Here is a 20,819-nt window from a genome sequence, read left to right as displayed (position 1 = left end):
TTACAGACTCCCGGCAAATATGAGAGCAACACGCCCTCGGAAAAAGGGCATGCCAAAAGATGGGCATAAAAATACCACTGCTGACGGGAGCGGATAAGCCGCCTATTGTTAGGTGTTTTGAAGCACCGCTGATTTTGTTGCACTAGCTGGCGGGGGAAGTCAAGCTAGTAAGGTCTTTATTGGTTTATATCTTTATAGTTGTTGTTGATATGTGTTTCTATCTTTTTAATAATATTAGATGCCTCTTTTTCAATATGCTCTCTTTTCTTTATTATTTTTTCAGCATTTATCCTTTGATCGACATACACATTGTAATGGGTTTTGAGTTTGTCATATGATTCTTCTATTACGCTGTTGTAGCTGATTAGTACCTCTTCATAAGAATAAAGGCGTCCTATTGCTCTCATTGTATTTTCTAGTAAATCAAAATCTTTGTCCGCTAAAAATGAGATTTTATCTATAGGATTTTGCAATGGTGTTTCATATATTACAAAAACAGGTACTCTTTGTATCTCTAGTTGTTGTTTAGCTATTTGGGCGTGGTTGTGGTATTTGCTTATCATTATTTTTAAAAACACATTTACATACTTAAGAGTGGTTAGCTCTTTTCTTCTTTGTGTCTCTTCTTTGTTGTTTTTTTCAAAATTAAATGCAGAAAAAGCACCAATATACGCTGCAAGACCTGACCCAACAATAGTTATAACTGTGTTCTTATTAATAGGAGTTGCAGAACAATATAAATATAAAAGGCAAAGGCTAATGAGTATAGTTCCAAAGACAATAAATTGAGTTGAAATATTAAAACTTATTTTTTTGTTCATCACGACCTCTCTATTAAAAAAGTCTAAATTTAATCAGGGTAATTATCTCTTATGTATTTAGCCAGAAGATTGCTTACACATGTGTACGCTTCAAAGAACAAAATCTTTTGATTTCTAAAAGAATGTAACATTTTAGTGTATGTTTGTTTCTGCTTGCTGTTCAAAGCGTTACTTATAATAGTTTGTTCTAGGCTTTTATTATAATAGTTTACTTTATCCTCATAGTCTAAAACCTGTTTATTAAAGTTATATATTGATTTATACAGCTGCAAGTTTTTTTCAATCATAAAAGAAATATCATCTAATTTAAATTCAATAGAAGTTGATTCCGTAGGTAAGAAAACAAACTCTTCATAACTAATCATGTTATTCATTATTTCAGAATGATCAGGATTTCTTTCGTATATTTTCGCAAGATAGAATAGAGTTAATTGTAGAAGTTGCTTTTCCTTCTTTGTGTTTTCTTTTTTCTGGTATGTAAATGCAGCAGAAGCACCAGCAAGAGTCGCTAGTCCTGTCCCAAGAAGCGTTACTGCCGCCTGAAGGTCAACGAATATTAAAATGATTTCACCAACTGCTAAAAATAGAATCATTAGCGATAAAGCCTTGTCGTCTTGCTCTACAGCTTTTTTGATCTTTCCAATCACATTCGCCCCCAATTTGTATTTTAATTACTGCACAGTCAGAAATAATTGTCACACTGTCAATGGCTGGAAATAGCACTCAGAATGGCAAAGCAAATCTAACCAGCCCCATTTAGGTTCTTACTCATTAAAGGCCCGCACGAGCTAAATCTGACAGTCTGACCAAATAACCAGCATGATTTCTCCAAGCCGCCAGCGCACACCCCCGCCTCAATTTTGACAGAATGAAAATCTTCCTGCCGGATCGGTCCCGGCAAACAGAAAACGGCCCAACATAGCCATTTCAAGGGTTCCGGCTATGTCGGGCGCGTTTGTTGACAATCAGACTTTTAAAATTTGCTGTTTCTTCTATTTGGTTTATTTCATTAAACTAGGTGTTTAGTTAAAGTTGCGACGATTTTAAACAGAAAGAACAGAAAATGATTTTTGAGGGGCACGCAGAAGTCGAAATCTGCGGGTAAGTCCCCCCCGCAAGTATACCCCCCGTAGGAAGGACCCGTGTTTAGTTTGCTTAACTCCTCTGTTGTTTACTATGATTCTAGGGTCTAAACAGCAGTGTTTTCGGGAAAGTTTCCGGTTTGAACACTAGAATGCAAGTCGCCTCTTTAAGTGGCTGTGAATACAATACTAATTGTTATGTCTGGTGTGCTGCTCGCTTCCTTCGTTACCTTCAAGAACTTCTACTGACCGAGACTCAAGGAAAGCATCCAAATCAACTATGCGGATGCGGTAGAGCGGTTGTATTTCACTGCCGACATTATGTGCTTTAATTTCTCCAGAATGAATTTTGCCTCTGATATAGCTCTGGTGAACTTTCAGATTTTCCGCTGCCTCAGTCACTGATAGAGTTTCCATGTCGTTCATTTGTTTTACCTCCATAGGTTTTGATGAATTGTTTAGATGTTATGAAAGAGTTCAAGGAAGTCTTTCAGTAAGGCTTCCCGAAAGCCTTTCTTTAAGGCTTTGTTGAAGTGTTTGGTGATTCTTCACCAGAATTAGTTGTCGGTGGATGGCCCCCATCATTTTTCGACGGTATTATTAGTTCAGGAAAATCTTTGAGTAAGTCGTCAGTAAAGGAATACCAGTAGTTAGGCTCAAATCCGGTTTTGATAAACGTGCCCTCGTACAGCAGGCCGTCTTCTATGAGCTTATTAAGCTGGTTCTTGATCTTCACGTAGCCCCAAAAGGATAAAATTTTTATCAGTTCATCTTTGGTGAAATATATCCAGTATCGCCCTTGATATATTGCCCGGCGATTAAGCATGAACAGTCTGAATTTGCACAGCAACATAGCGGCATTTACCCCATACTTTGCAACCAGTGCATCATCAATGAAGGTATGAGTATCAATTGCTTCATTCTGGACTACTTGATTTTTTATTTCTTCCAGCCATTCTAGTTTTGATTTTTCGCGTATGAGTCTGATTTCCATGATTTATCCTGATTTATTCAAACTGTGTGTTGCTGCTTCTTAGGCTGCATATTCAAAATTTATTGTTTCCCTAATTTCGCGGTTTAACTGTTTCATTTCCAAGTTCTTCATTGTCCAATCTGATCCGTTGCTATGCTCGTATCCACGCTGCTCAAGTGCGTATCTGTTCATTGCGCCTGTTTCATGTGGGTGACAGTGAGCGCATGGACAGCATTGCATTTCCCATAATCCCGATTCGATGTTTTGAGTCCAGTAGACGAGGAAGCCGGGATAATCGCAGTGGGTACAGCCATTCTTTGTGGCCTCTCTTGGGTTTTTGGTTGTCCAAGAGGAATAGGCTTGCCGGAACAGCTTATAGACGTTTGTGCCGCGATTTAAGCGTGTCTGCTCATCAATGATTTTATCGGCGGCATATTTTATCCCGGCAAGGCTGCAATCCTTCAGCTTGTTGTAGTAGCGGTCTAATGTTGAATCATCCGGTTTTGATGCTTGGAAAAAGTCGTACAGTTCATTAATGACAAGGTAGAATTCAGCTTTAAGCATTGATTTTCTCCAAAGCTGCCCGGTAATTATCCGGGTCTTGAATTTCGTAATGTTCGCATGCTGTTTCGAAATACTCCCAACCAAACTTAATTACGTAGTCATGTATTTTTTTGAAATGGGGTAGGCTCGGATCAGTCGCTTGGTTTGCTGCAACATCTTCGTCTTCCCACCGACGACCAGAAAGCCAGCCTTGGGCCATTTTGGGTGTGTTGCCACGTTCTACAATTCCAGTTCGGCGTACAGCTTCATGTTTTGCTGCCTCGCATACTTGGGTGACAAGCGAGTCGGTCAAGCTGGGAATGTCAATCCATGCATCCGCCGCTTCCGCTTTTCCTTTCTTGTAATCAAAGGCTTCCCAGAACATCAGAAAGGATGTTAATCTTTTCCCGGTTAGCTTTCGGCCTTTCTTGCTCACATAAACATCACCACCAGCCGTTTTCATGTTCTCTGCATCGTCAGGTGCAGTAGGTGTTTTATCTGGGTTATTATTTGGGTCACTACTTGGGTATATATATGATAGAGAAGGGGCGGATTCGTCCGTGGGATGGGACGTTAACGATTCGGTGCTGGGGCGGTTATGAACTCTCTCTGGGACGTTTTCGGCTTCTCGTGTAGTCCTTTTTGTTTGAGGGATGTTTAATAGCTCTGCCCATTCATCGGTAAACGCATACCAGTTAGTGCGATCAAACCCGCTTTTGTTAAACGAATCTTTCAATATAATGCCTTCATCAACCATTTTTTTTAAAAGTCGTTTAAGTTGTGATTTGCTCAAATAAGTAAAGATTTTTGTGAATGCCTCCAGTGTGTTATGAGTCCAGAACCGTCCTTTATGGAAATTGTGGTTGTTTGAAGCATTCTTTTCCAACCAGAACTGAAAATGGTGAATCAGTACCGCGACGTTTACCCCGAACTGATCAGCAATATCAGTATCAAAGCAATGTACTTTGTGTCGTTTCCTCTGGGGCTTCATTATGCGGCCTCGCTACCAAGTTCCTCAATGAGCTTGCGAATATCTTCGACTCTCCATGCAGTAACGTTAATGCCCATTTTTATGCCTTTGGGGTAAACTCCGTCTCTTATTCCTTTCCACCAACCAGAACGACTTACCGGGATAAATTGAAGGATTTGATCAATGCGCATAAAACCAGTTTCAGGAAGGGTGATTGTTTTAATCTCAGCCATTTTTTACTCCTATGATTTAAAAATTTGTTGAATTTTAACAGGCTAAAAACTTTTTCCCACTGCGGTTTGAAACACTCATGAATTTACCTGCGTTCATATGCAGTTACAGGTACTCAAGTTTCCTTTCCACCGCACTTTGAATGACTCAGCTTCGTAATCATATTGAGACGGTGAAATTTGTTGATCGCACTTTGTAACCGTTATGAGTTCATATGAATTCATACAAGGCTACATGTGTTTCAGTTATTTCCCACTGCGATTTGTAACCGCGTAAAAAATAAAAAAGCCGCCTAATTTATCCTTAAAAAAAGGAAAATTAGGCGGCGTTACCGACTATTTACTTGTCCAAAAGAAACTTAAACTATGTGCTGACTTCAGAAGCTCCCGGTAATGGCGTTACATCGAAAACTCCCGGTGTACTCTGTTCCGCTTCCCATAGATCACGCTTGCGCTGAAGGTTGAGCCATAAATCGGGAGTGGTATTGAATGCCCGTGAAAGCCGTAAGGCCATTACAGGGCTTACATTGGTCTTTTCATGAAGGACTTGGGACAAATGTTTGCGGCTTACCCCAAGGTGGGCAGCTAGGGCTGTTACAGTCAGTCCCAATGGTTCCATGTAATCATACTTTATAATTTCGCCGGGGTGTGTCGGCTTGCGGGTAGTGGCGTGCATAGGGCCTCCTTGCTTAATGGTAGTCTTGATAGTTAACAACGTAGGCATTTCCATTTTCAAATTTGAAAGTTAGTCGCCAGTTGCCGGAAACCTTGACTGAATAATGGTTTACAAGATTTCCTTTCAAAGGATGTAGACCAAAGCCCGGTGCATTCATATCTTGAACGTCTGAGGCTGAATCAAGCCTATCAAGCATCCTGCCCAATTTGGGCGCGTGCTTGGTTTGAATTCCCTTTGTGGTGCCTGTCTTAAAAAAGGCTTCAAGACCCTTGTGGGCAAATCCTTTAATCATAATGTAACCTCTCAGGTAACACTGGTCAATAGGCTGTGTTAAGCTCTTTTCTTGAACGGGATCACGCTTCCGCCATCCCGAAGGTTGTCAAGGTAATCTGCGAAGCTTTGCATCATCCGGGTTCGCTCTTCGATATACTGAGCATGGTCATATGCGGCCCGGACTTGGTTGGTTTGTGTATGGGCAAGCTGGCGTTCAACCATATCTTTTTGCCATCCGGTTTCATAAAGCAGGGTTGTGCAAGTTCCCCGGAACCCATGAAAACAAAGTTGTTCTTTCGAATACCCTAAACGTCGTACAGCCATATTTAGGGTGTTTTCAGACAGCATCTTTACGTTGCTTACAACACTTGGAAAGACATATTTTGAAGGGTTGTTAAGGGATTTTAGTTCCTTAAGAATGGATAATACTTGATCAGAAAGTGGGACGATATGCGGCTTACGCATTTTCATGCGGTCGGCTGGTATGCGCCATTCCCGGCGTTCAAAATCAACTTCCTTCCATTCCATGCCGCGAACTTCTTTAGACCGGGTAAAAGTGTACAGGCCCACACGTAATGCCTGTTTAACAACATAGTGCCCGGTGTAGCTTTCAATGGCGCATAAAAGTGTACCTACTTCTTTGGGGTCAGTAAGTGCGGCCCGGTGTTTTTGGGTTTTTGTGATTGGCGGGAGGGCGTTTTTCATAGTGTGGGCCGGATCAGTTTCGGCCTTACCGATGAAAACGGCATAACGGAAAACCTGAGAACAAAGAGAAGAAACCCGGCGGGCTGTTTCAATTGTGCCTTTGGCTTCAATTCTTTGGAGTATTCCGAGTATATCTTTAGGGTAAATTTCTGAAATGGGCCGGAAGCCTAGATAAGGAAAAACGTGATTAACCAGACGGCCTTTATTGGTGCGGTATGTTTTTTGTGTCCATGACTCGCTGCTTTTTTTTAGCCATTCACGCGCAACTAATTCAAATGTGTCATTTTTGGCTTGGGTTTCAGCTTGTTTGTTTGCTTTTGACTGTTTCGGGTTAATCCCGCTTTTAAGAGTTCTGGAAGCTTCCATATGCGCTGTACGGGCGTCAGCTAGGCTTACCTCTGGATATGTCCCAAGGGTTAGCATTGTGGCTTTGCCTTGCCAGCGATAACGATAACGCCAGAATTTTTTACCAGTGGGCTTTATTTCAAGGCATAATCCACCTTGGTCTGCAATACGGTACAGCTTGACTTTTGGCTTAGTATTTTTAACTTGTGTTGCCGTGAGTGTCATGTTCGGACCTCCCGAAATAGTGAGTATGATTTGTTGGAATCATAACTTATATACTCACAAATGTACTCACAAATTTTGTAGATGTCTATGAACAGAGGTGAACAGAGATGAATGCTAGAAAAAGAAAAAGCCCCGTAAAAACGGGGCTTCGTAGACAGCTATGAACTGTTATGATTTTTGAAGTGGCGGGGCAGGAAGGATTCGAACCCTCGGCCAACGGCTTAGAAGGCCGTTGCTCTATCCAACTGAGCTACTGCCCCGCGAGAGATGCTTAAGTATACAAATCGCATTTGGCGGTCAAGTAAAAAATGGAAAAAAGTTTTGAAATTTAAAAATTTTCTAGAATTTAGCACTTATCTGGACAAACTGGGACTTTTTCATATGGATTTGAGTCTCGGCAGAATGGAAGAATTTGTAAAGAACTGGGGTGGGAAGTCCAGCTTTCCGGTTATCCATGTTGTGGGAACCAATGGAAAGGGGTCTACTTCTTCCTATCTTACATCTATTGGATGTGAACATGGACTTAAGGTCGGAACTTTCACCTCTCCCCATTTTGTCACTCCTCGTGAACGGATGACTATTAATGGCTCCATGCTTTCGGAAGAAGAGTGGTGTGCTATTGCCAATCAGGTAATGGAGATAGCGCCGGATGTCGGTCTAACTTATTTTGAATTGCTGACTTGTATGGCTCTGGTTGCCTTCAAAAACAACGGAGTTGAACTGGCGGTGATGGAAGCCGGGTTGGGGGGGCGCTATGATGCGACTAACACGGTTGATCCCGATCTGACTGTATTTACTCCCATTGGTCTGGACCATGAAAAGGTTCTCGGCTCGACAATTGATCTGATTGCCGCAGACAAGGCCGATGCCATGCGTGAAAACGGAACGGCCATAACTGCTGTACAGGTTCCCGAAGCTAAGTCGGTACTTGAAGCACGCGCTGAGGAATTAGGTTGCGAGCTTTATCAGATTAATGAACAGGTTCTTGTTGCGGACCTTAATCCCTCTCTGGCTGGGGAACATCAAAGAGAGAATGCAGGTCTTGCGTCTTGTGCATGGCGTTTGTTCTGCGGGAAGTCAGATGTTGAGTTTAACGCAGATAAGGTCCGCAGCGGGGTAGAAAAGGCATTCATTGCCGGAAGGCTGCAGATTATCAAGTCGGACAGGACTTACATTCTTGATGGTGCTCACAATACTCATGCTTTTGAGGCACTGGAAGCCGAGCTGGCACGGTCTGAAATTAAACCGGACGCGATCATTTTTTCCTGCATGAAGGATAAGAATCTTGATCCGGTTAAGGAAACCCTTTTCCGACTAACCGACGGCCCGGTTATCGCCAGCGGTATTGAAGGTAATGAACGGGCGTATCCATATGAAGATTTGGCTGCGGTCCTTGGAGAGCGGGCAAAACCTGCTAAAACTATTGACGAAGCCCTTTCAATGCTTAATTCCGGTGATAAAACAGTTCTAATCTGCGGGTCCTTGTATTTGCTGGCAGCTTTTTATACAAGATACCCAGAATTTCTGGAAAAATGATTTTTTAATTGGATGAACTTTACGGAGAAAAAATTGTCCAATCTTTTTAAATATCTGCCCTCTGTCGATTCAGTTCTTACCAGACTGGAAGATGAGGGGGTAATTGATGGATTGCCGAGGACCCTTTCCCGCGATCTGGTTAACGGCTTTCTTGATGTCTGCCGTGAGGAAATCAAGGGCGGTATCATTACCGAAGAAAAACAGCTTTCCCCGGATGTGCTTTTCCCGCGTTTGACCTGTCATGTGCGGGCCGGGGCCAAACCGCATTTTAGGCGGGTGCTTAATGGAACCGGGGTGGTGGTGCATACCAACCTCGGACGTTCCCTGCTGGCTGAATCCGCAGTGAAGGCGGTGACTGAAGCTTGTGCCTGCTACTCCAACCTTGAATTCGACCTTAAGACCGGAGAGCGTGGGAGCCGCTACAGCCATGTGGAAAAGCTGATCTGCGAGATTACCGGGGCTGAGGCTGCTATAGTCGTTAACAATAACGCTTCGGCTGTGCTGATTACTCTTGAAACCCTTGCCAAAGGGCGCGAGGCTATTGTCTCTCGCGGGCAGCTGGTTGAGATCGGCGGATCGTTTCGTATTCCGGATGTCATGACCAAGAGCGGGGCGTTTCTGCGTGAAGTTGGGGCCACCAATCGCACCCATCTGCACGATTACGAAAACGCCATTAACGAGGAAACCGCACTGCTGATGAAGGTGCATACCTCCAATTTCCGGGTCATCGGATTTACCAAGGAAGTATCCGGCGGCGAACTGGCTGAACTGGGCCGCAAGCACGATCTTCCGGTTTACGAAGACCTCGGCAGCGGTAATCTGACCAATTTTTCGGGCCTCGGCCTGATGCGCGAGCCTACAGTACAGGAAGTAGTTGCTGAAGATGTAGACGTAGTTTCATTCTCCGGCGACAAAGTGCTTGGCGGACCGCAGGCGGGGATCATTGTCGGTAAGAAGAAATATATCGATGCGATCAAGAAGAACCCGCTTAACCGTGCAGTACGTATTGATAAGATGACTCTTGCTGCCCTTGAAGCTACTCTGCGTCTCTATCTTGACCCCGAGACAGCCAAGCGCGAAGTACCCACAGTACGCATGATTACCGAGAAGCCTGAGAACCTTAAAAAGCAGGCTCAAGCCCTCGCTCGCACACTGCGTCGCGATCTGGGTAAAATTGCAAAGATCGGCGTACGTGAGGGTGTTTCCCGCGTAGGTGGTGGGGCGTTTCCGGAGCAGGATTTAAAGACTTTTCTGGTAACCGTGGTTCCAAACACTAAAGTGACGGTTGAAGAACTAAAGGAGCAGCTCCTGTCAACCGAACCGCCGCTGGTGGGTCGGATCGAAGAAGACGCTTTCTGTCTCGATCCTAGAACACTGAGCAAAGAAGAGTACAAACTTTGCGCTGAAGCGATTAATCAAATTTTAGAATAAGTTACTGCTAACAGCGGCGAAGCCCTATTAAAAGGTTTCAAGCCGCCGAAGGCAAAAAGGATAATCATATATGAATAAACAACTTGAACATGAACCGAAAAGCTGCTGGGAAATTTTTAAAGACGAAGAGCACCAGCAGGGCATGGACGACCTCGCAGCTCGTTACATCGATTTCCTGACCCGCTGCAAGACTGAGCGCGAAACAATCAAATATGTGGAAGAAAAGCTCAAGGAAGCCGGTTTCGAAGATTACCTCGGCGCAGACCAGTGCTTCCGTTCCTTCCGCGATAAGACAATTTTTATTGCCCGTAAGGGTAAAAAGCCTCTCTCTCAGGGCTTCCGTCTGGTAGGTGCACACGCCGATACCCCGCGTATCGACCTCAAACAGCACCCCCTGTATGAAGATCTCGGCATGTCCATGGCTAAGACTCATTACTATGGTGGCATCCGCAAATACCAGTGGCTGGCAAGGCCTCTTTCCCTGCACGGTGTGGTGGTCAAAGCTGACGGTACCAAGGTTGATGTTGTGATCGGCGAGGACGCTGATGATCCGGTCCTTTCCATTCTCGATCTGCTGCCCCACCTTGCCTACAAGCAGGTGACTAAAAAGGTCAGTGATGCTTTTGAAGCTGAAAAGCTGAATATTCTCATGGGCCATTCCCTGTCTTTTTCTAATGATGAAGAAGACGAGGAAAAGGATAACGGCAAACCTTCTGTAAAGCGCAAGGTGCTGGAATTGCTCAACGAGAAATATGATATAGTTGAGGAAGACCTGTTCAGCGCGGAAATGCACATCGTCCCCGCAGGACCTGCCCGCTACGTAGGACTCGATAAGTCCGTCGTGGGTGGATACGGACAGGATGACCGTTCCTGCGTATTCCTCGCACTGGAAGCATTCCTGAATGCTCCTGAGCCCGAGCATGCTCAGATCGTGCTTTTCTACGACAAGGAAGAGATCGGTTCCGAAGGATCTACTGGTGCTAAGTCACTCTTTTTCGAATATTGCCTTGAAGACCTGATTGAAGCATGGGAACCCAATGCTAAGATGTCTCGGGTGATGATGGCCGGTAAGGCTCTTTCCACCGATGTGCATGCGGCAATCGACCCCGATTATCAGGATGTTCACGAGAAACTCAACTCCGCCTATCTCGGTTACGGTCCCTGCTTCTGCAAATTTACCGGACATCGCGGTAAGGTCGGCGCTAACGATGCTCACCCCGAATTCGTGGCTTGGCTGCGCAATATCCTCAACGAAGCCGGAGCCCCTTGGCAGATGGCTGAGCTGGGCAAGGTCGATCTCGGCGGGGGCGGAACTGTTGCCAAATTCCTCGCCCTTTACGGCATGGATGTTATCGATTTCGGACCTCCGGTGCTCTCCATGCACAGCCCGTTCGAACTGACCAGCAAGGCTGATTTGTACGCTACTGAACTGGCATTTCGTACTTTTTTGAAGAACTAAATAGAAATTAACGAGCTACGACGCGAAGCTCGATAAAAGGTTTTGAAAAGGGAGTCCAGGGGGAAAAACTTTTGCAAAAGTTTTCCCCTCTGGCCGCCGGAGGCAAAAGGAGAACTATGCCTGTTGTTATGGGTACTGCTGGTCATATTGACCATGGTAAGACCAGTTTGATTAAAGCCTTGACCGGAACTGACTGCGACCGTCTGGCCGAAGAAAAGAAACGCGGCATCACCATTGAGCTTGGTTTTGCCAGCCTAGACCTTGGCGGCGATGAACATTTGAGCATCATTGATGTTCCGGGCCATGAGAAGTTTGTGAAAAACATGGTTGCCGGGGCAGCGGGAATTGATTTTGTTCTGCTGGTTATTGCTGCAGATGAAGGTGTAATGCCCCAGACCCGTGAGCATCTGGAAATTTGTACCTTGCTGGGCATTGAGAAGGGCTTTGTGGTCCTGACCAAGGCGGACATGGTTGATGAAGATTGGATGGAGATGGTGCAGGAAGATGTGCGGGAATTCCTCGCGCCGAGTTTTTTGGCTGAGGCTCCGATCCATGCTGTTTCCTCGCATACCGGACAGGGTTTGGATGAACTGCGTGGCGAAATCGCGAATTTCATGAAAGATTTTGCTCCGAAACGCAGGACTGATCTGGCCCGCCTGCCCGTGGACCGTGTGTTTACCATGAAGGGCCATGGTACGGTTGTAACCGGAACCTTGATTTCCGGTCAGCTTTCCGTGGGCGATGATGTGGTTCTTTACCCGAAAATGACCGAGACTAAGGTGCGCAGCCTGCAATCGCACGGTTCATCCGTGGAGACTGCTCCGGCTGGCCGCAGGACCGCCATTAACCTGCATGGCGTGGAAGTTGAGGAAATTGAGCGCGGTGAAGTGCTGGGCCGTCCGGGAACTCTTTTCCCGTCCAAGGTCTGGGATGTTGAACTGACCTGTTTGCCTTCGTCACCCAAAAGCTTGAAACACCGTAAGGAAATCCATTTTCATCACGGCTCCAAGGAAGTGATGGCTAAGGTCTATTTCCTTGATCGCGAGAAGTTGGATAAGGGCGAGCGTGCCGTTTGTCAGATTCGTTTTGATAAGCCCATGACCGGGGTTTATGGCGACCGCGTTGTACTGCGTTCATTCTCGCCGCTACGTACTATTGCGGGGGGGAGCATCATCAACCCGCTGGGCCGCAAGGTTAAGCGTTTTTCCGATGATGTGAAGCGTTTGGAATCTTTGATTAGTGCCGAGCCGGAAGAACTGGTCCTGACCCAGCTTGATCTGGCTGGCAGGGCCGGACTGACTTTTCAGGAACTTTCTATTCTGAGCAATGTGGCCTCCAAGCCGCTTGAGAAAATGCTCCAGACCATGGGCGGACAGCAGAAGGTTTTCCTCTATGACAAGGAAACCCGTAGCTATGTTTCCGGCAGCCACTATGAAGGGCTTGTTCAGGGACTGTTGGCCCATCTTGCCGAATTTCATAAAAATGAACCTATGAAACCGGGCGTATCGCGCGGCGAAATCGGTTCAACTTACGGGAAAGGACTGCCGGACAAGCTTTTCCATTCCATTGTGGAACGTCTGCTCAAGAAGAATGAAATCGTGGCTGCGCAGGAAATTCTGCATCTGCCCGGACATAAGGTTTCACTTGCTTCGGATCAGCAGAAGCTGCGTGATACTCTGATGAGTACCTACGAGAAGGGTGGCCTTACTCCGCCGAACCTGAAAGACGTGCTTGATCCTTTGGACCTTGTTTTCAAGGAAGCCGCACCAGTGTATAAGTTGTTGCAGGATGAAGGGCTGCTGGTTAGGATTAAGGACGATATGTATTTCGCCAAGTCCGCAGTAGACGGTTTGCAGAAGACCCTTGAAGGGTATTTTGCGGAAAACGAAGAACTAGGGCCGCAGGATTTTAAAGCTTTGGTCGGTCTGTCGCGTAAGTTCTCCATTCCATTGCTTGAATATATGGATAAGGAAAAGGTCACCATTCGAGTCGGTGATAAGCGCAGGCTGCGTAAGCAGAGTTAATTGAGAATTGAGTATAAGTTTTAAAGCCCGGATTCGTGTGAGTCCGGGTTTTTTGCGTCTTTTTCTGGCTGGGATCAGCTCAGGGTGTTATAGTGGTTTGATCTGTGAAGAACCTATTTCAACCTGAGGAGCATGGGATGGTCAGGAAGCTTTATCCGTTGTTGGTCGCGGTGTTTTGCGTTTTTCTTTTGAGTATGATTTTTGTTTCTCCAGCGCGCTCTGGAGACGCGGAAGCTATTCTGAAATTGAAAAATGAAATTATTGAAAAGCAGAATAAGGGAAAGCTTGGCGTACAGGCATTTTCTTTGTGTTCGAAGGTTCTTAACTACTCATCCTATTATCCTCTTTCTGAAAATAAGGTCCGGCGTGGTACAAATTTACTTTTGTATTACGAGCCTATTAATTGGTTCACATCTGCTCAGATGGGAAGGTATGAGTTTTTTCTGACACAAGATGTGACACTTGAATCCGCTGCCGGAGAGGTTCTCTTCGACCGTAAGGGGTTGTTAAGTATGCATTACAATACCGGCAAGCCGATTCTGGATATTTATATGACTAATGATTTTAATCTGGGCAGTCTGCCAGCCGGAAGGTATCATTATATAATTGTCTTACATGATATGATCAGCGGCCAGGAGTTCAAGCAAGGGATTGATTTCGAAATTGTGGAATAAAAAAGTCCGGGGCCAATACGGTCCCGGACTTTTTTATTTAAGCAGTTGTTGCGGTTAATTGTTTCGGTGAGGTGCAGCGGGGCAGGCTGGAATCTTCATCCACGTGAAGGATTGTCTTTGCGACCGCAGTTGAAAAATCAGGGAAGATATTTTCAGCTCCGACCAGTTTATCAGTGCCTAAACGGGCCATTATTTTGCTGATGCGCGGATTTACCCCTGAGAGTAGTATTTTTACGTTTTGCGCATGTGCCCTGCGAATTACGGTTTCAAGGGCTTCGATGCCTGTTGCGTCCATGGTTGGAACAAGGCGCATGCAGAATACAATTACTTCCGGCTTCTTGCGGGTAAAGCTCATGACATCCACAAATCTTTGGGCCATGCCGAAAAACATGGGACCGTTGATCTCATAAACCACGACTTTTTCATGTCCATTCTTGCGGTCAAGGATTTCTTCCTCAGGCAATCCGGTGTCGAGGCTGTGCACGTCTGTCAGCTGGCTCATGCGTTTCATGAACAGCATGGCAGCCATAACCACACCCACTTCTACGGCTACGGTCAGGTCAACAAATACAGTCAGTAGCAGGGCGATAAGCATGACCAGCGAGTCCGATTTAGGGGCGAAGAGCAAGCGCTTGATGCGGTGAACTTCACTCATGTCCCAAGCAACCAGCATGAGCACCCCGGCGAGGCTGGCAAGGGGAATCATGGAAGCAAGCGGGGCGCAGACCTTGATGAACATGATTAATGTCAGGGCGTGGATTATACCTGCTACTGGTGAATGTGCCCCGGCGCGGATGTTGGTGGCAGTGCGGGCAATAGCTCCGGTGGCAGGCAGTCCTCCGAAAAGTGCTGAGCCGATGTTTGCCAGACCTTGGGCAATGAGTTCGTTGGATGAGTTGTGGCGGTCACCGCTCATGCCGTCTGCAACCGTGGCACTGAGCAAGGATTCGATTCCGGCAAGGATGGCAATGGTCAGGGCTTCCGGAATCAGGGTTTTGAGCTGCATCAGATCAAGTCCAGAGAAGGAAACTGCATCGGGCAGGATGGTGGGAATGCCGCCAAATCTGCTGCCGATGGTTTCAGTCTGCAATTCCATGGCCCAAGTGATGATGCTTGCGAGGGCAATGCCTACAAACGGGGCAGGAATGCGGGGGATAAATTTTCGAATCAGTAGCATTGATATTACGGTCAGCATGCCCAAGCCTAAAGTGATTGGGTCGGTGCTTGGTAGCGCCCCGGCGCAGGCTTTAAGACGGGGCAGGAAATCCGCCGGTACCTGATCAATTTGCAGACCAAGGAAATCTTTGATCTGAGTGGAGAAGATCAGGATTCCGATGCCGGAGGTAAATCCTGTAGTTACCGGGTATGGGATGTATTGCAGCAACTTGCCAAGTCCGAGGCTGCCCATGATCAATAGAATGATTCCGGCCATGAGGGTGGCTAGAATGAGGCCGTCATAGCCGTGGCGGGCGATGATACCGGATATGATGATGACAAATGCCCCGGTAGGGCCGCCTATTTGAAAACGAGTTCCGCCAAAGGCCGAGATGATGAACCCGGCAATGATGGCGGTGAAAAGTCCCGTTGCCGGACTGGCACCGGAAGCAATGGCAAAAGCCATGGCCAGCGGCAGGGCAACAATACCGACGGTAATTCCGGCGGCAACGTCCTGTCTTATTGTGGTTGGGGAACAGCCTGATTTAATGAATTTGAAGCTGGTCGGGATGAAACGGTTTAGTTTTGAACAGACGTAAGTGTCCATTGAGAAACCTCCTTGTTCTGGTGGTGTCTCCGTGGGGCTCAGTCGGTGGTCATATTTTTTGAAATGAATTGGCCAGAGGCTGGAACTCGCGCGGAAAAAAGATTCTGATAATGCCGCTGTTATTTCATGTCAATGGGGTTTTGAAATAAAACTTTGTGCTTTTATTCCCAAGTGTTGCGAGGTAGGGCCTCTGGCTAAAGACCAAAAAAAAAGGACCGGATAAATCCGGTCCTGAAAATATGGGGTGAGTGAGGGGACTTGAACCCCCGGCCACTTGGGCCACAACCAAGTGCTCTACCAACTGAGCTACACCCACCTTAAAAAAGGGGTCAGGGATTCCTGATCCCTAGAGATGTCAAATGGGGTGAGTGAGGGGACTTGAACCCCCGGCCACTTGGGCCACAACCAAGTGCTCTACCAACTGAGCTACACCCACCGCGTCTGTGAGGAGGTGTTTAACTAAGCTGGGGGTGATGGTCAAGAAGTTTTTGAAAAAAAGATCATTTTTTTTGTAATCATTAAATCTTGCAAGTAAAAGGGATGATTAACTTGTTTATAAGACGGCGTTTTGATCTTAATAGGAAAATAGGTAGCGCACGGTCTTCACTAAAGAGTTATTTTGTGCCACAAACAATTTGTTCTTTTGATACTGAAAGCAATCAGGGGTCGCGGAAAGGCAGTGTCTTTTCACCCGGCTGCCGCAAGTTAATTTACGTTATTAACGGCGGAAGCTTATTACCTGATAAATATAAGGATTTTTAGATGGATAAATTAGTTATTGAAGGTGGAGTTTCTCTTAACGGCCCGATCAGGGTCAGTGGTTCCAAAAACGCAGCCCTGCCCATTCTACTGGCTTGCATCCTGCCGGAAGGTCCGGTCTGTCTGAACAATGTTCCCCGTTTGAGGGATATTCATACCACTTTGAAGCTGCTTGATATTCTGGGCTGTGAAACTTCCTTTGAAGGTAATACCGTATGCAGCGAGGTTAAGGATCTTAAAATAGAAGCTCCATATGATCTGGTTAAGACTATGCGTGCTTCTGTGCTCTGCCTCGGTCCTCTGCTGGCTCTTAAGGGTGAAGCCAAGGTTGCGCTTCCCGGCGGTTGTGCCATCGGTGCACGTCCTGTGGACCTGCACCTGACCGCATTTGAGCAGATGGGCGCTACCTTTGATCTTGATTCCGGTTACATCCATGGTAAATGCGATAAGCTCAAAGGAGCCCACATTCATTTTGATTTCCCCACTGTAGGCGGTACTGAGAACGTGCTCATGGCTGCAGCAATTGCTGAAGGGGAGACCATCATCGAAAACGCAGCCCGTGAGCCAGAGGTTGTTGACCTTGCTGAATTCCTCATCGCTTGCGGAGCAAAAATTTCCGGTCACGGAACAAGTATTATTACTGTTCAGGGCGTACCTTCCCTTAAAGGGTGTGACTACAAAATTATGCCTGACCGCATTGAGGCCGGAACCTACATGGTTGCAGCAGCAATGACTGACGGTGAACTCCTGATTGAGGATTGCCCCTTTCAGGAACTTGAGTCTGTTGTTTACAAACTCCGTAAAATGGGTGTTTCCCTTGAGGAAGAAGAAGGCGGTGTCCGTGTGCGTCGGGCTAACGGTCTTATTTCCGGTGTGGATATCACCACCCAGCCGTATCCCGGATTTCCCACTGATATGCAGGCCCAGCTTATGACCCTGATGTGTCTGTCTAATGGTGCCGGAACTATCGAAGAAAAGATTTTTGAAAACCGTTTCATGCATGTGCAGGAACTGGTGCGCATGGGAGCGAATATCAAGCTCAAAGGCCGTACAGCCATGATTCGAGGGGTTGAGAAGATGACCGGTGCTCCGGTTATGGCTTCCGATTTGCGGGCCAGTGCTTCTCTTGTTGTTGCCGGTCTGGCTGCTGAAGGTCGTACTGATGTCCAGCGTATCTACCATCTCGATCGTGGATATGAAAAACTGGAAGACAAGCTTTCCGCGGTTGGCGCAAGGGTCTGGCGCGAGAAAGAGTAAGAGCTTTTCCGCATCATGAATCAGGTTGCGGATCATATTATCAATGATGACAGGCCCGGTCTTCCGGGCCTGTTTTTATGGCAGGTTCTTGTCCCTGCCTTTGTTTTTGGCATTCTGTCCATTAAATGGATGCTCCCTTCCTTGACCGCTCTGCTGGTCTATCTATTTCTCGTTTTCACATTCCGTCCTGAAAAAGGTGCGGCTTTTTTGATGCTGGTGCTGTTCGGCATTGGCCATTGGTATGGTAATTTCGTACTTCACCCCGGTCCCGGGCCTATGCCGGAGTGGATGGCTGGGCGCGAAAAAGTCAAGCTTAGCGCTATAATTCACAGCATTAAAGGAGCACCGGGTAATCGTCTCAAGATTCTGCTCGAGGATGTCAGCTGTCAAAGCGAGGCTGGGATTACTGACCTCGCTGGATTTCTGAATTGGACTTGGGATAAGCCGGACCGATTCCCTTTTGTCGGACAGCAGGTGTCTTTTGTCGCGCGTGTTAAGCCTGTCCATGGATTCCGCAATAGTGGACTTTGGGATTACGATTTTTATTGCCGTACCAAGAATATCCGTTACCGGACGTACTCCCGGGGGCCGATTAAAGATGGCGGTTTAAAGCCGTATGCCCCTCAGGGTCTGCAAAAATTACGGGCTTCCCTGCGTGAACATATCCTTAAAAATGCTCCGCCCACTGACGGCGGGGCCATTTTCCCGGCATTGCTGATCGGGGACCGCTTTTCTCTTTCCGGCGACAGTGTTGAGTTAATCCGCAGGGCCGGGGTTTCGCATATTCTGGCTTTGTCCGGGCTGCATGTCGGGTTCATCGTAGCCATGGGATTCGGGGTATCTTGGGTGGTTGGCCTGATTTGTCCCCGCATTTATTTGCGGGTCCCCCGCATGCGCTTGGGTGTGCTGTTTTCTGTTCTCCCGGTTTTGCTCTATCTCTGGCTGGGACAGTTTAGTCCGTCGCTCATGCGTGCTGTATGCATGTTTGGGTTTTGGGGCCTGCTCATGTTTTTTAACCGTGGCAGGGTTCTTTTAGACGGTTTATTTATGGCGGTTGTAGTGATCTTAGCCTTCGCACCGCTTAGTGCCTTTGACCTTGGTTTTCAGCTTTCGGTATTGGCTGTGGCTGGTATTGCCTTGCTGTGTCCTCTGTTCTTCCGGCTGTTGCCTTCCGGACACAATTTATTATTTAAAGCGATCCGTTTTGTGTTGGCTGTTTTTTATGTCAGCTTGTCAGCCAACTTGGCCTTGCTTCCTGTGGTAATCTGGAATTTCGGGGTGTTCACGCCTAATATCCTTTTCAATATAATTTTCGTTCCTTTGATCGGTTCGCTTGTTTTGCCGATTTGTGGAGTCGGCGGGCTTGTAGTTTCAAATATAAGCTTTGATCTTTCGCATGCATTATTTGTAGCCGGGGGCAGAGTGTTTGATTGGTTGTTGCAGCTGGTGCGCGACGCGATCAATCTTGGATTGTTGCCTGAATATGCTTTTTACCGTCCGCACTGGGAAGGGCTGCTGATTTATTATCTTATGCTGGGTGCAGTTCTTCTATTCATGTATGGGAAAGCAAAACGGGCGCAAGTAATGCTGGTTCCAATTCTTCTGCTGCTTGGGCTGCGAATTTCAGGAGAATTCGGTCCGCAAAGGGTGCGTATGGATGTCCTTGATACCGGACAATCACAGTGCGTGGTGATCACCGGTCCTCAGGGAACACGCACGGTTGTGGACGGGGGAGGTGGATTCGGTAGGACCTTTGATATGGGCCGTTCCATCGTCGGTCCGTGGTTGGCTCACGGATATCTACCGCATGTGGATAATATTTTCATGACCCATGGGGATCGGGATCATGCCGGGGGATTGGCCTTTTTGCTGGAAAAGTTCTCTGTGGGTAGTTTTTATTCCAATGGAGACATTCCCAGTGGCCGGGTTGGCGAACGGTTTGAAGCGGCATTCAAAGATAGAGGAATCGTTCCACAGACTCTTTTGAGCGGTGATAATATCATTATTGAGCCGGGCCTGATCGTGGAGGTGTTGCATCCTTCTTTAGGTTTTGAGGGCAGTCGCAATGATCGCTCGCTCTATCTTCGTTTGGTGTGGAATGGTCATCCATTACTTTCAATTTCCGGAGACTTGGACCGTAAAGGTGTGCGGGCTGTTTTGAATAGCGGGCATGAGCTTGAATCGAAAGTCTTGTTGTTGCCGCATCATGGTAGTGCTGGGTCGTATTCGCCAGAATTATATGAATGTGTAGGTCCTGAAATGGCCATAGCTGCCTGCGGTTTTTTGAATCGTTATAATTTTGTTGCTCAAAAAATAATACGAGAACTGGATAAAAGACGCATATGTATGTATACGACTTCTGCATACGGGATGATTACCGTGGAGTGGAATAGTGATGGGGCGGTGATAACTGCCCCTTGATTTAAAATACATTTTTCTGATTATTGTTGCGCTGGAAACTTGATTTTCATGTGCAAAAGTGCCAATGTCTACCCATTGACCGAAGTCTATATGTAAAGCCTATGATGAATGGAGGTTTGTCTGCATGCGGGTGCTGATAGTTGATGATGATTTTTATTGCCGCAATATGTTGCATGAGATCATGAAGCCATATGCACAGTGCGATATTGCCGTTAACGGTGAAGAGGCTGTTTTTGCGTTTAAGAAGGGCCTTGAATCTGGAAATGCCTATGATCTGGTCTGTCTGGATCTTGTGATGCCGGAAATGGACGGGCAGCAGGCTTTGCGTGAGATCAGATCCATTGAGAAAGATTTCAAGGTCGAGGAAGATGGTGCGGTTAAGGTTATCGTTACAACCATGCTCGATGACCGTAAGGAAACGCATGATGCATTCTTTCTTGGCGGAGCTACCTCATATCTCGTTAAGCCCATTGAAGAGAGCAAGCTTGTGAAGGAGCTCAAAAATCTTGGGTTTTCAGTTTAATTAGTTTTAGCAAATTTCAGGATGTAAATTGAGTCCTGTTTTAATATTTTTGCCCTGAAATCAGGGAAGAATCCGCAGCTTTTGCTGCGGATTTTTTTTGCTAAATATTAAAAATTGTTTTATTCAGGGC

Annotated in this window: 19 protein-coding genes and 3 tRNA genes; 8 read left to right on the top strand and 14 right to left on the bottom strand. The window is 46.5% G+C overall.

The window, feature by feature from the left end; all coding sequences use genetic code 11:
* Nucleotides 1-176: 176 nt before the first annotated feature.
* From ACO05Z_RS11140 to ACO05Z_RS11090, 11 genes are all read right to left on the bottom strand, one after another.
* Nucleotides 177-821 (bottom strand): hypothetical protein, encoded by a 645-nt coding sequence (locus ACO05Z_RS11140; protein WP_421902252.1) that lies wholly within the window; start codon nt 819-821, stop codon nt 177-179.
* Nucleotides 822-850: 29 nt separating this feature from the next.
* The gene (locus ACO05Z_RS11135; RefSeq protein ID WP_421902251.1) at nt 851-1,468 is read right to left on the bottom strand and encodes a hypothetical protein; all 618 of its coding nucleotides are present in this window, start codon (nt 1,466-1,468) and stop codon (nt 851-853) included.
* A gap of 624 nt (nt 1,469-2,092) precedes the next feature.
* A complete protein-coding gene (locus tag ACO05Z_RS11130) occupies nt 2,093-2,329 on the bottom strand; it encodes a helix-turn-helix domain-containing protein (protein WP_421902250.1) in 237 nt (78 codons plus the stop codon).
* A 91-nt stretch (nt 2,330-2,420) separates the two neighbouring features.
* Nucleotides 2,421-2,897 carry a hypothetical protein gene (locus ACO05Z_RS11125; protein ID WP_421902249.1) on the bottom strand — a complete coding sequence of 159 codons (477 nt, stop codon included), beginning with the start codon at nt 2,895-2,897 and terminating at the stop codon, nt 2,421-2,423.
* 39 nt (nt 2,898-2,936) lie between these two features.
* Complete coding sequence (locus ACO05Z_RS11120) at nt 2,937-3,440, bottom strand: hypothetical protein (RefSeq protein ID WP_421902248.1); 504 nt, start codon at nt 3,438-3,440, stop codon at nt 2,937-2,939.
* Nucleotides 3,433-4,410 carry a hypothetical protein gene (locus ACO05Z_RS11115; protein ID WP_421902247.1) on the bottom strand — a complete coding sequence of 326 codons (978 nt, stop codon included), beginning with the start codon at nt 4,408-4,410 and terminating at the stop codon, nt 3,433-3,435. The genes ACO05Z_RS11120 and ACO05Z_RS11115 overlap by 8 nt, the downstream gene beginning before the upstream one ends.
* Nucleotides 4,410-4,622 (bottom strand): helix-turn-helix transcriptional regulator, encoded by a 213-nt coding sequence (locus ACO05Z_RS11110; protein ID WP_421902246.1) that lies wholly within the window; start codon nt 4,620-4,622, stop codon nt 4,410-4,412. The genes ACO05Z_RS11115 and ACO05Z_RS11110 overlap by 1 nt, the downstream gene beginning before the upstream one ends.
* Before the next feature lie 361 nt (nt 4,623-4,983).
* Nucleotides 4,984-5,295 (bottom strand): HigA family addiction module antitoxin, encoded by a 312-nt coding sequence (locus tag ACO05Z_RS11105; RefSeq protein WP_421902245.1) that lies wholly within the window; start codon nt 5,293-5,295, stop codon nt 4,984-4,986.
* Between the two features lie 13 nt (nt 5,296-5,308).
* Nucleotides 5,309-5,587 (bottom strand): type II toxin-antitoxin system RelE/ParE family toxin, encoded by a 279-nt coding sequence (locus tag ACO05Z_RS11100; RefSeq protein WP_421902244.1) that lies wholly within the window; start codon nt 5,585-5,587, stop codon nt 5,309-5,311.
* A 38-nt stretch (nt 5,588-5,625) separates the two neighbouring features.
* Nucleotides 5,626-6,843 (bottom strand): tyrosine-type recombinase/integrase, encoded by a 1,218-nt coding sequence (locus ACO05Z_RS11095; RefSeq protein WP_421902243.1) that lies wholly within the window; start codon nt 6,841-6,843, stop codon nt 5,626-5,628.
* Between the two features lie 183 nt (nt 6,844-7,026).
* A tRNA-Arg gene (locus tag ACO05Z_RS11090) sits at nt 7,027-7,103 on the bottom strand.
* Between the two features lie 61 nt (nt 7,104-7,164).
* On the opposite strand from ACO05Z_RS11090, the gene ACO05Z_RS11085 reads away from it, so the two are divergent.
* The 5 genes from ACO05Z_RS11085 (at nt 7,165) to ACO05Z_RS11065 (ending at nt 13,967) form a co-directional block, all read left to right on the top strand.
* The gene (locus ACO05Z_RS11085) at nt 7,165-8,379 is read left to right on the top strand and encodes a bifunctional folylpolyglutamate synthase/dihydrofolate synthase (protein WP_421902242.1); all 1,215 of its coding nucleotides are present in this window, start codon (nt 7,165-7,167) and stop codon (nt 8,377-8,379) included.
* 33 nt (nt 8,380-8,412) lie between these two features.
* The gene (gene selA / locus ACO05Z_RS11080; protein WP_421902241.1) at nt 8,413-9,810 is read left to right on the top strand and encodes an L-seryl-tRNA(Sec) selenium transferase; all 1,398 of its coding nucleotides are present in this window, start codon (nt 8,413-8,415) and stop codon (nt 9,808-9,810) included.
* 70 nt (nt 9,811-9,880) lie between these two features.
* Complete coding sequence (locus ACO05Z_RS11075; protein WP_421902240.1) at nt 9,881-11,269, top strand: aminopeptidase; 1,389 nt, start codon at nt 9,881-9,883, stop codon at nt 11,267-11,269.
* A 116-nt stretch (nt 11,270-11,385) separates the two neighbouring features.
* A complete protein-coding gene (gene selB, locus ACO05Z_RS11070; protein ID WP_421904182.1) occupies nt 11,386-13,293 on the top strand; it encodes a selenocysteine-specific translation elongation factor in 1,908 nt (635 codons plus the stop codon).
* Between the two features lie 137 nt (nt 13,294-13,430).
* Entirely contained in the window at nt 13,431-13,967 is a 537-nt protein-coding gene (locus tag ACO05Z_RS11065; protein WP_421902239.1) for a hypothetical protein, read from the top strand.
* A 37-nt stretch (nt 13,968-14,004) separates the two neighbouring features.
* On the opposite strand, the gene ACO05Z_RS11060 is transcribed toward ACO05Z_RS11065, so the two are convergent.
* The 3 genes from ACO05Z_RS11060 to ACO05Z_RS11050 all read right to left on the bottom strand — a co-directional run bounded on the left by ACO05Z_RS11060 (nt 14,005) and on the right by ACO05Z_RS11050 (nt 16,165).
* On the bottom strand, nt 14,005-15,729 hold the full coding sequence (locus tag ACO05Z_RS11060; RefSeq protein WP_421902238.1) for a SulP family inorganic anion transporter: 1,725 nt from the start codon (nt 15,727-15,729) through the stop codon (nt 14,005-14,007).
* A 240-nt stretch (nt 15,730-15,969) separates the two neighbouring features.
* Nucleotides 15,970-16,045, bottom strand: a tRNA-His gene (locus ACO05Z_RS11055).
* 44 nt (nt 16,046-16,089) lie between these two features.
* A tRNA-His gene (locus ACO05Z_RS11050) sits at nt 16,090-16,165 on the bottom strand.
* A 326-nt stretch (nt 16,166-16,491) separates the two neighbouring features.
* Between ACO05Z_RS11050 and murA the strand changes: the two genes are divergently transcribed.
* From murA to ACO05Z_RS11035, 3 genes are all read left to right on the top strand, one after another.
* Nucleotides 16,492-17,745 (top strand): UDP-N-acetylglucosamine 1-carboxyvinyltransferase, encoded by a 1,254-nt coding sequence (murA, locus tag ACO05Z_RS11045; RefSeq protein ID WP_421902237.1) that lies wholly within the window; start codon nt 16,492-16,494, stop codon nt 17,743-17,745.
* Nucleotides 17,746-17,760: 15 nt separating this feature from the next.
* Entirely contained in the window at nt 17,761-20,166 is a 2,406-nt protein-coding gene (locus ACO05Z_RS11040) for a DNA internalization-related competence protein ComEC/Rec2 (protein ID WP_421902236.1), read from the top strand.
* Nucleotides 20,167-20,290: 124 nt separating this feature from the next.
* Entirely contained in the window at nt 20,291-20,689 is a 399-nt protein-coding gene (locus ACO05Z_RS11035) for a response regulator (protein ID WP_015852052.1), read from the top strand.
* The last annotated feature ends 130 nt before the right edge of the window (nt 20,690-20,819 follow it).

This window comes from Maridesulfovibrio sp. (assembly GCF_965230075.1).
In the GTDB taxonomy this organism is placed as follows: domain Bacteria; phylum Desulfobacterota; class Desulfovibrionia; order Desulfovibrionales; family Desulfovibrionaceae; genus Maridesulfovibrio.
Note: the sequence above shows the minus strand (reverse complement) of the source record. Positions and strands in the feature narration are given on the sequence as shown.

Bases quoted from the DNA above. Each gene is read 5' to 3' on its own strand.
- ACO05Z_RS11140 (WP_421902252.1), bottom strand. From the start codon at position 821: ATGAACAAAAAAATAAGTTTTAATATTTCAACTCAATTTATTGTCTTT.
- ACO05Z_RS11130 (WP_421902250.1), bottom strand. From the start codon at position 2,329: ATGAACGACATGGAAACTCTATCAGTGACTGAGGCAGCGGAAAATCTG.
- ACO05Z_RS11125 (WP_421902249.1), bottom strand. From the start codon at position 2,897: ATGGAAATCAGACTCATACGCGAAAAATCAAAACTAGAATGGCTGGAA.
- ACO05Z_RS11120 (WP_421902248.1), bottom strand. From the start codon at position 3,440: ATGCTTAAAGCTGAATTCTACCTTGTCATTAATGAACTGTACGACTTT.
- ACO05Z_RS11115 (WP_421902247.1), bottom strand. From the start codon at position 4,410: ATGAAGCCCCAGAGGAAACGACACAAAGTACATTGCTTTGATACTGAT.
- ACO05Z_RS11110 (WP_421902246.1), bottom strand. From the start codon at position 4,622: ATGGCTGAGATTAAAACAATCACCCTTCCTGAAACTGGTTTTATGCGC.
- ACO05Z_RS11105 (WP_421902245.1), bottom strand. From the start codon at position 5,295: ATGCACGCCACTACCCGCAAGCCGACACACCCCGGCGAAATTATAAAG.
- ACO05Z_RS11100 (WP_421902244.1), bottom strand. From the start codon at position 5,587: ATGATTAAAGGATTTGCCCACAAGGGTCTTGAAGCCTTTTTTAAGACA.
- ACO05Z_RS11095 (WP_421902243.1), bottom strand. From the start codon at position 6,843: ATGACACTCACGGCAACACAAGTTAAAAATACTAAGCCAAAAGTCAAG.
- ACO05Z_RS11075 (WP_421902240.1), top strand. From the start codon at position 9,881: ATGAATAAACAACTTGAACATGAACCGAAAAGCTGCTGGGAAATTTTT.
- selB (WP_421904182.1), top strand. From the start codon at position 11,386: ATGCCTGTTGTTATGGGTACTGCTGGTCATATTGACCATGGTAAGACC.
- ACO05Z_RS11065 (WP_421902239.1), top strand. From the start codon at position 13,431: ATGGTCAGGAAGCTTTATCCGTTGTTGGTCGCGGTGTTTTGCGTTTTT.
- ACO05Z_RS11060 (WP_421902238.1), bottom strand. From the start codon at position 15,729: ATGGACACTTACGTCTGTTCAAAACTAAACCGTTTCATCCCGACCAGC.
- murA (WP_421902237.1), top strand. From the start codon at position 16,492: ATGGATAAATTAGTTATTGAAGGTGGAGTTTCTCTTAACGGCCCGATC.
- ACO05Z_RS11040 (WP_421902236.1), top strand. From the start codon at position 17,761: ATGAATCAGGTTGCGGATCATATTATCAATGATGACAGGCCCGGTCTT.
- ACO05Z_RS11035 (WP_015852052.1), top strand. From the start codon at position 20,291: ATGCGGGTGCTGATAGTTGATGATGATTTTTATTGCCGCAATATGTTG.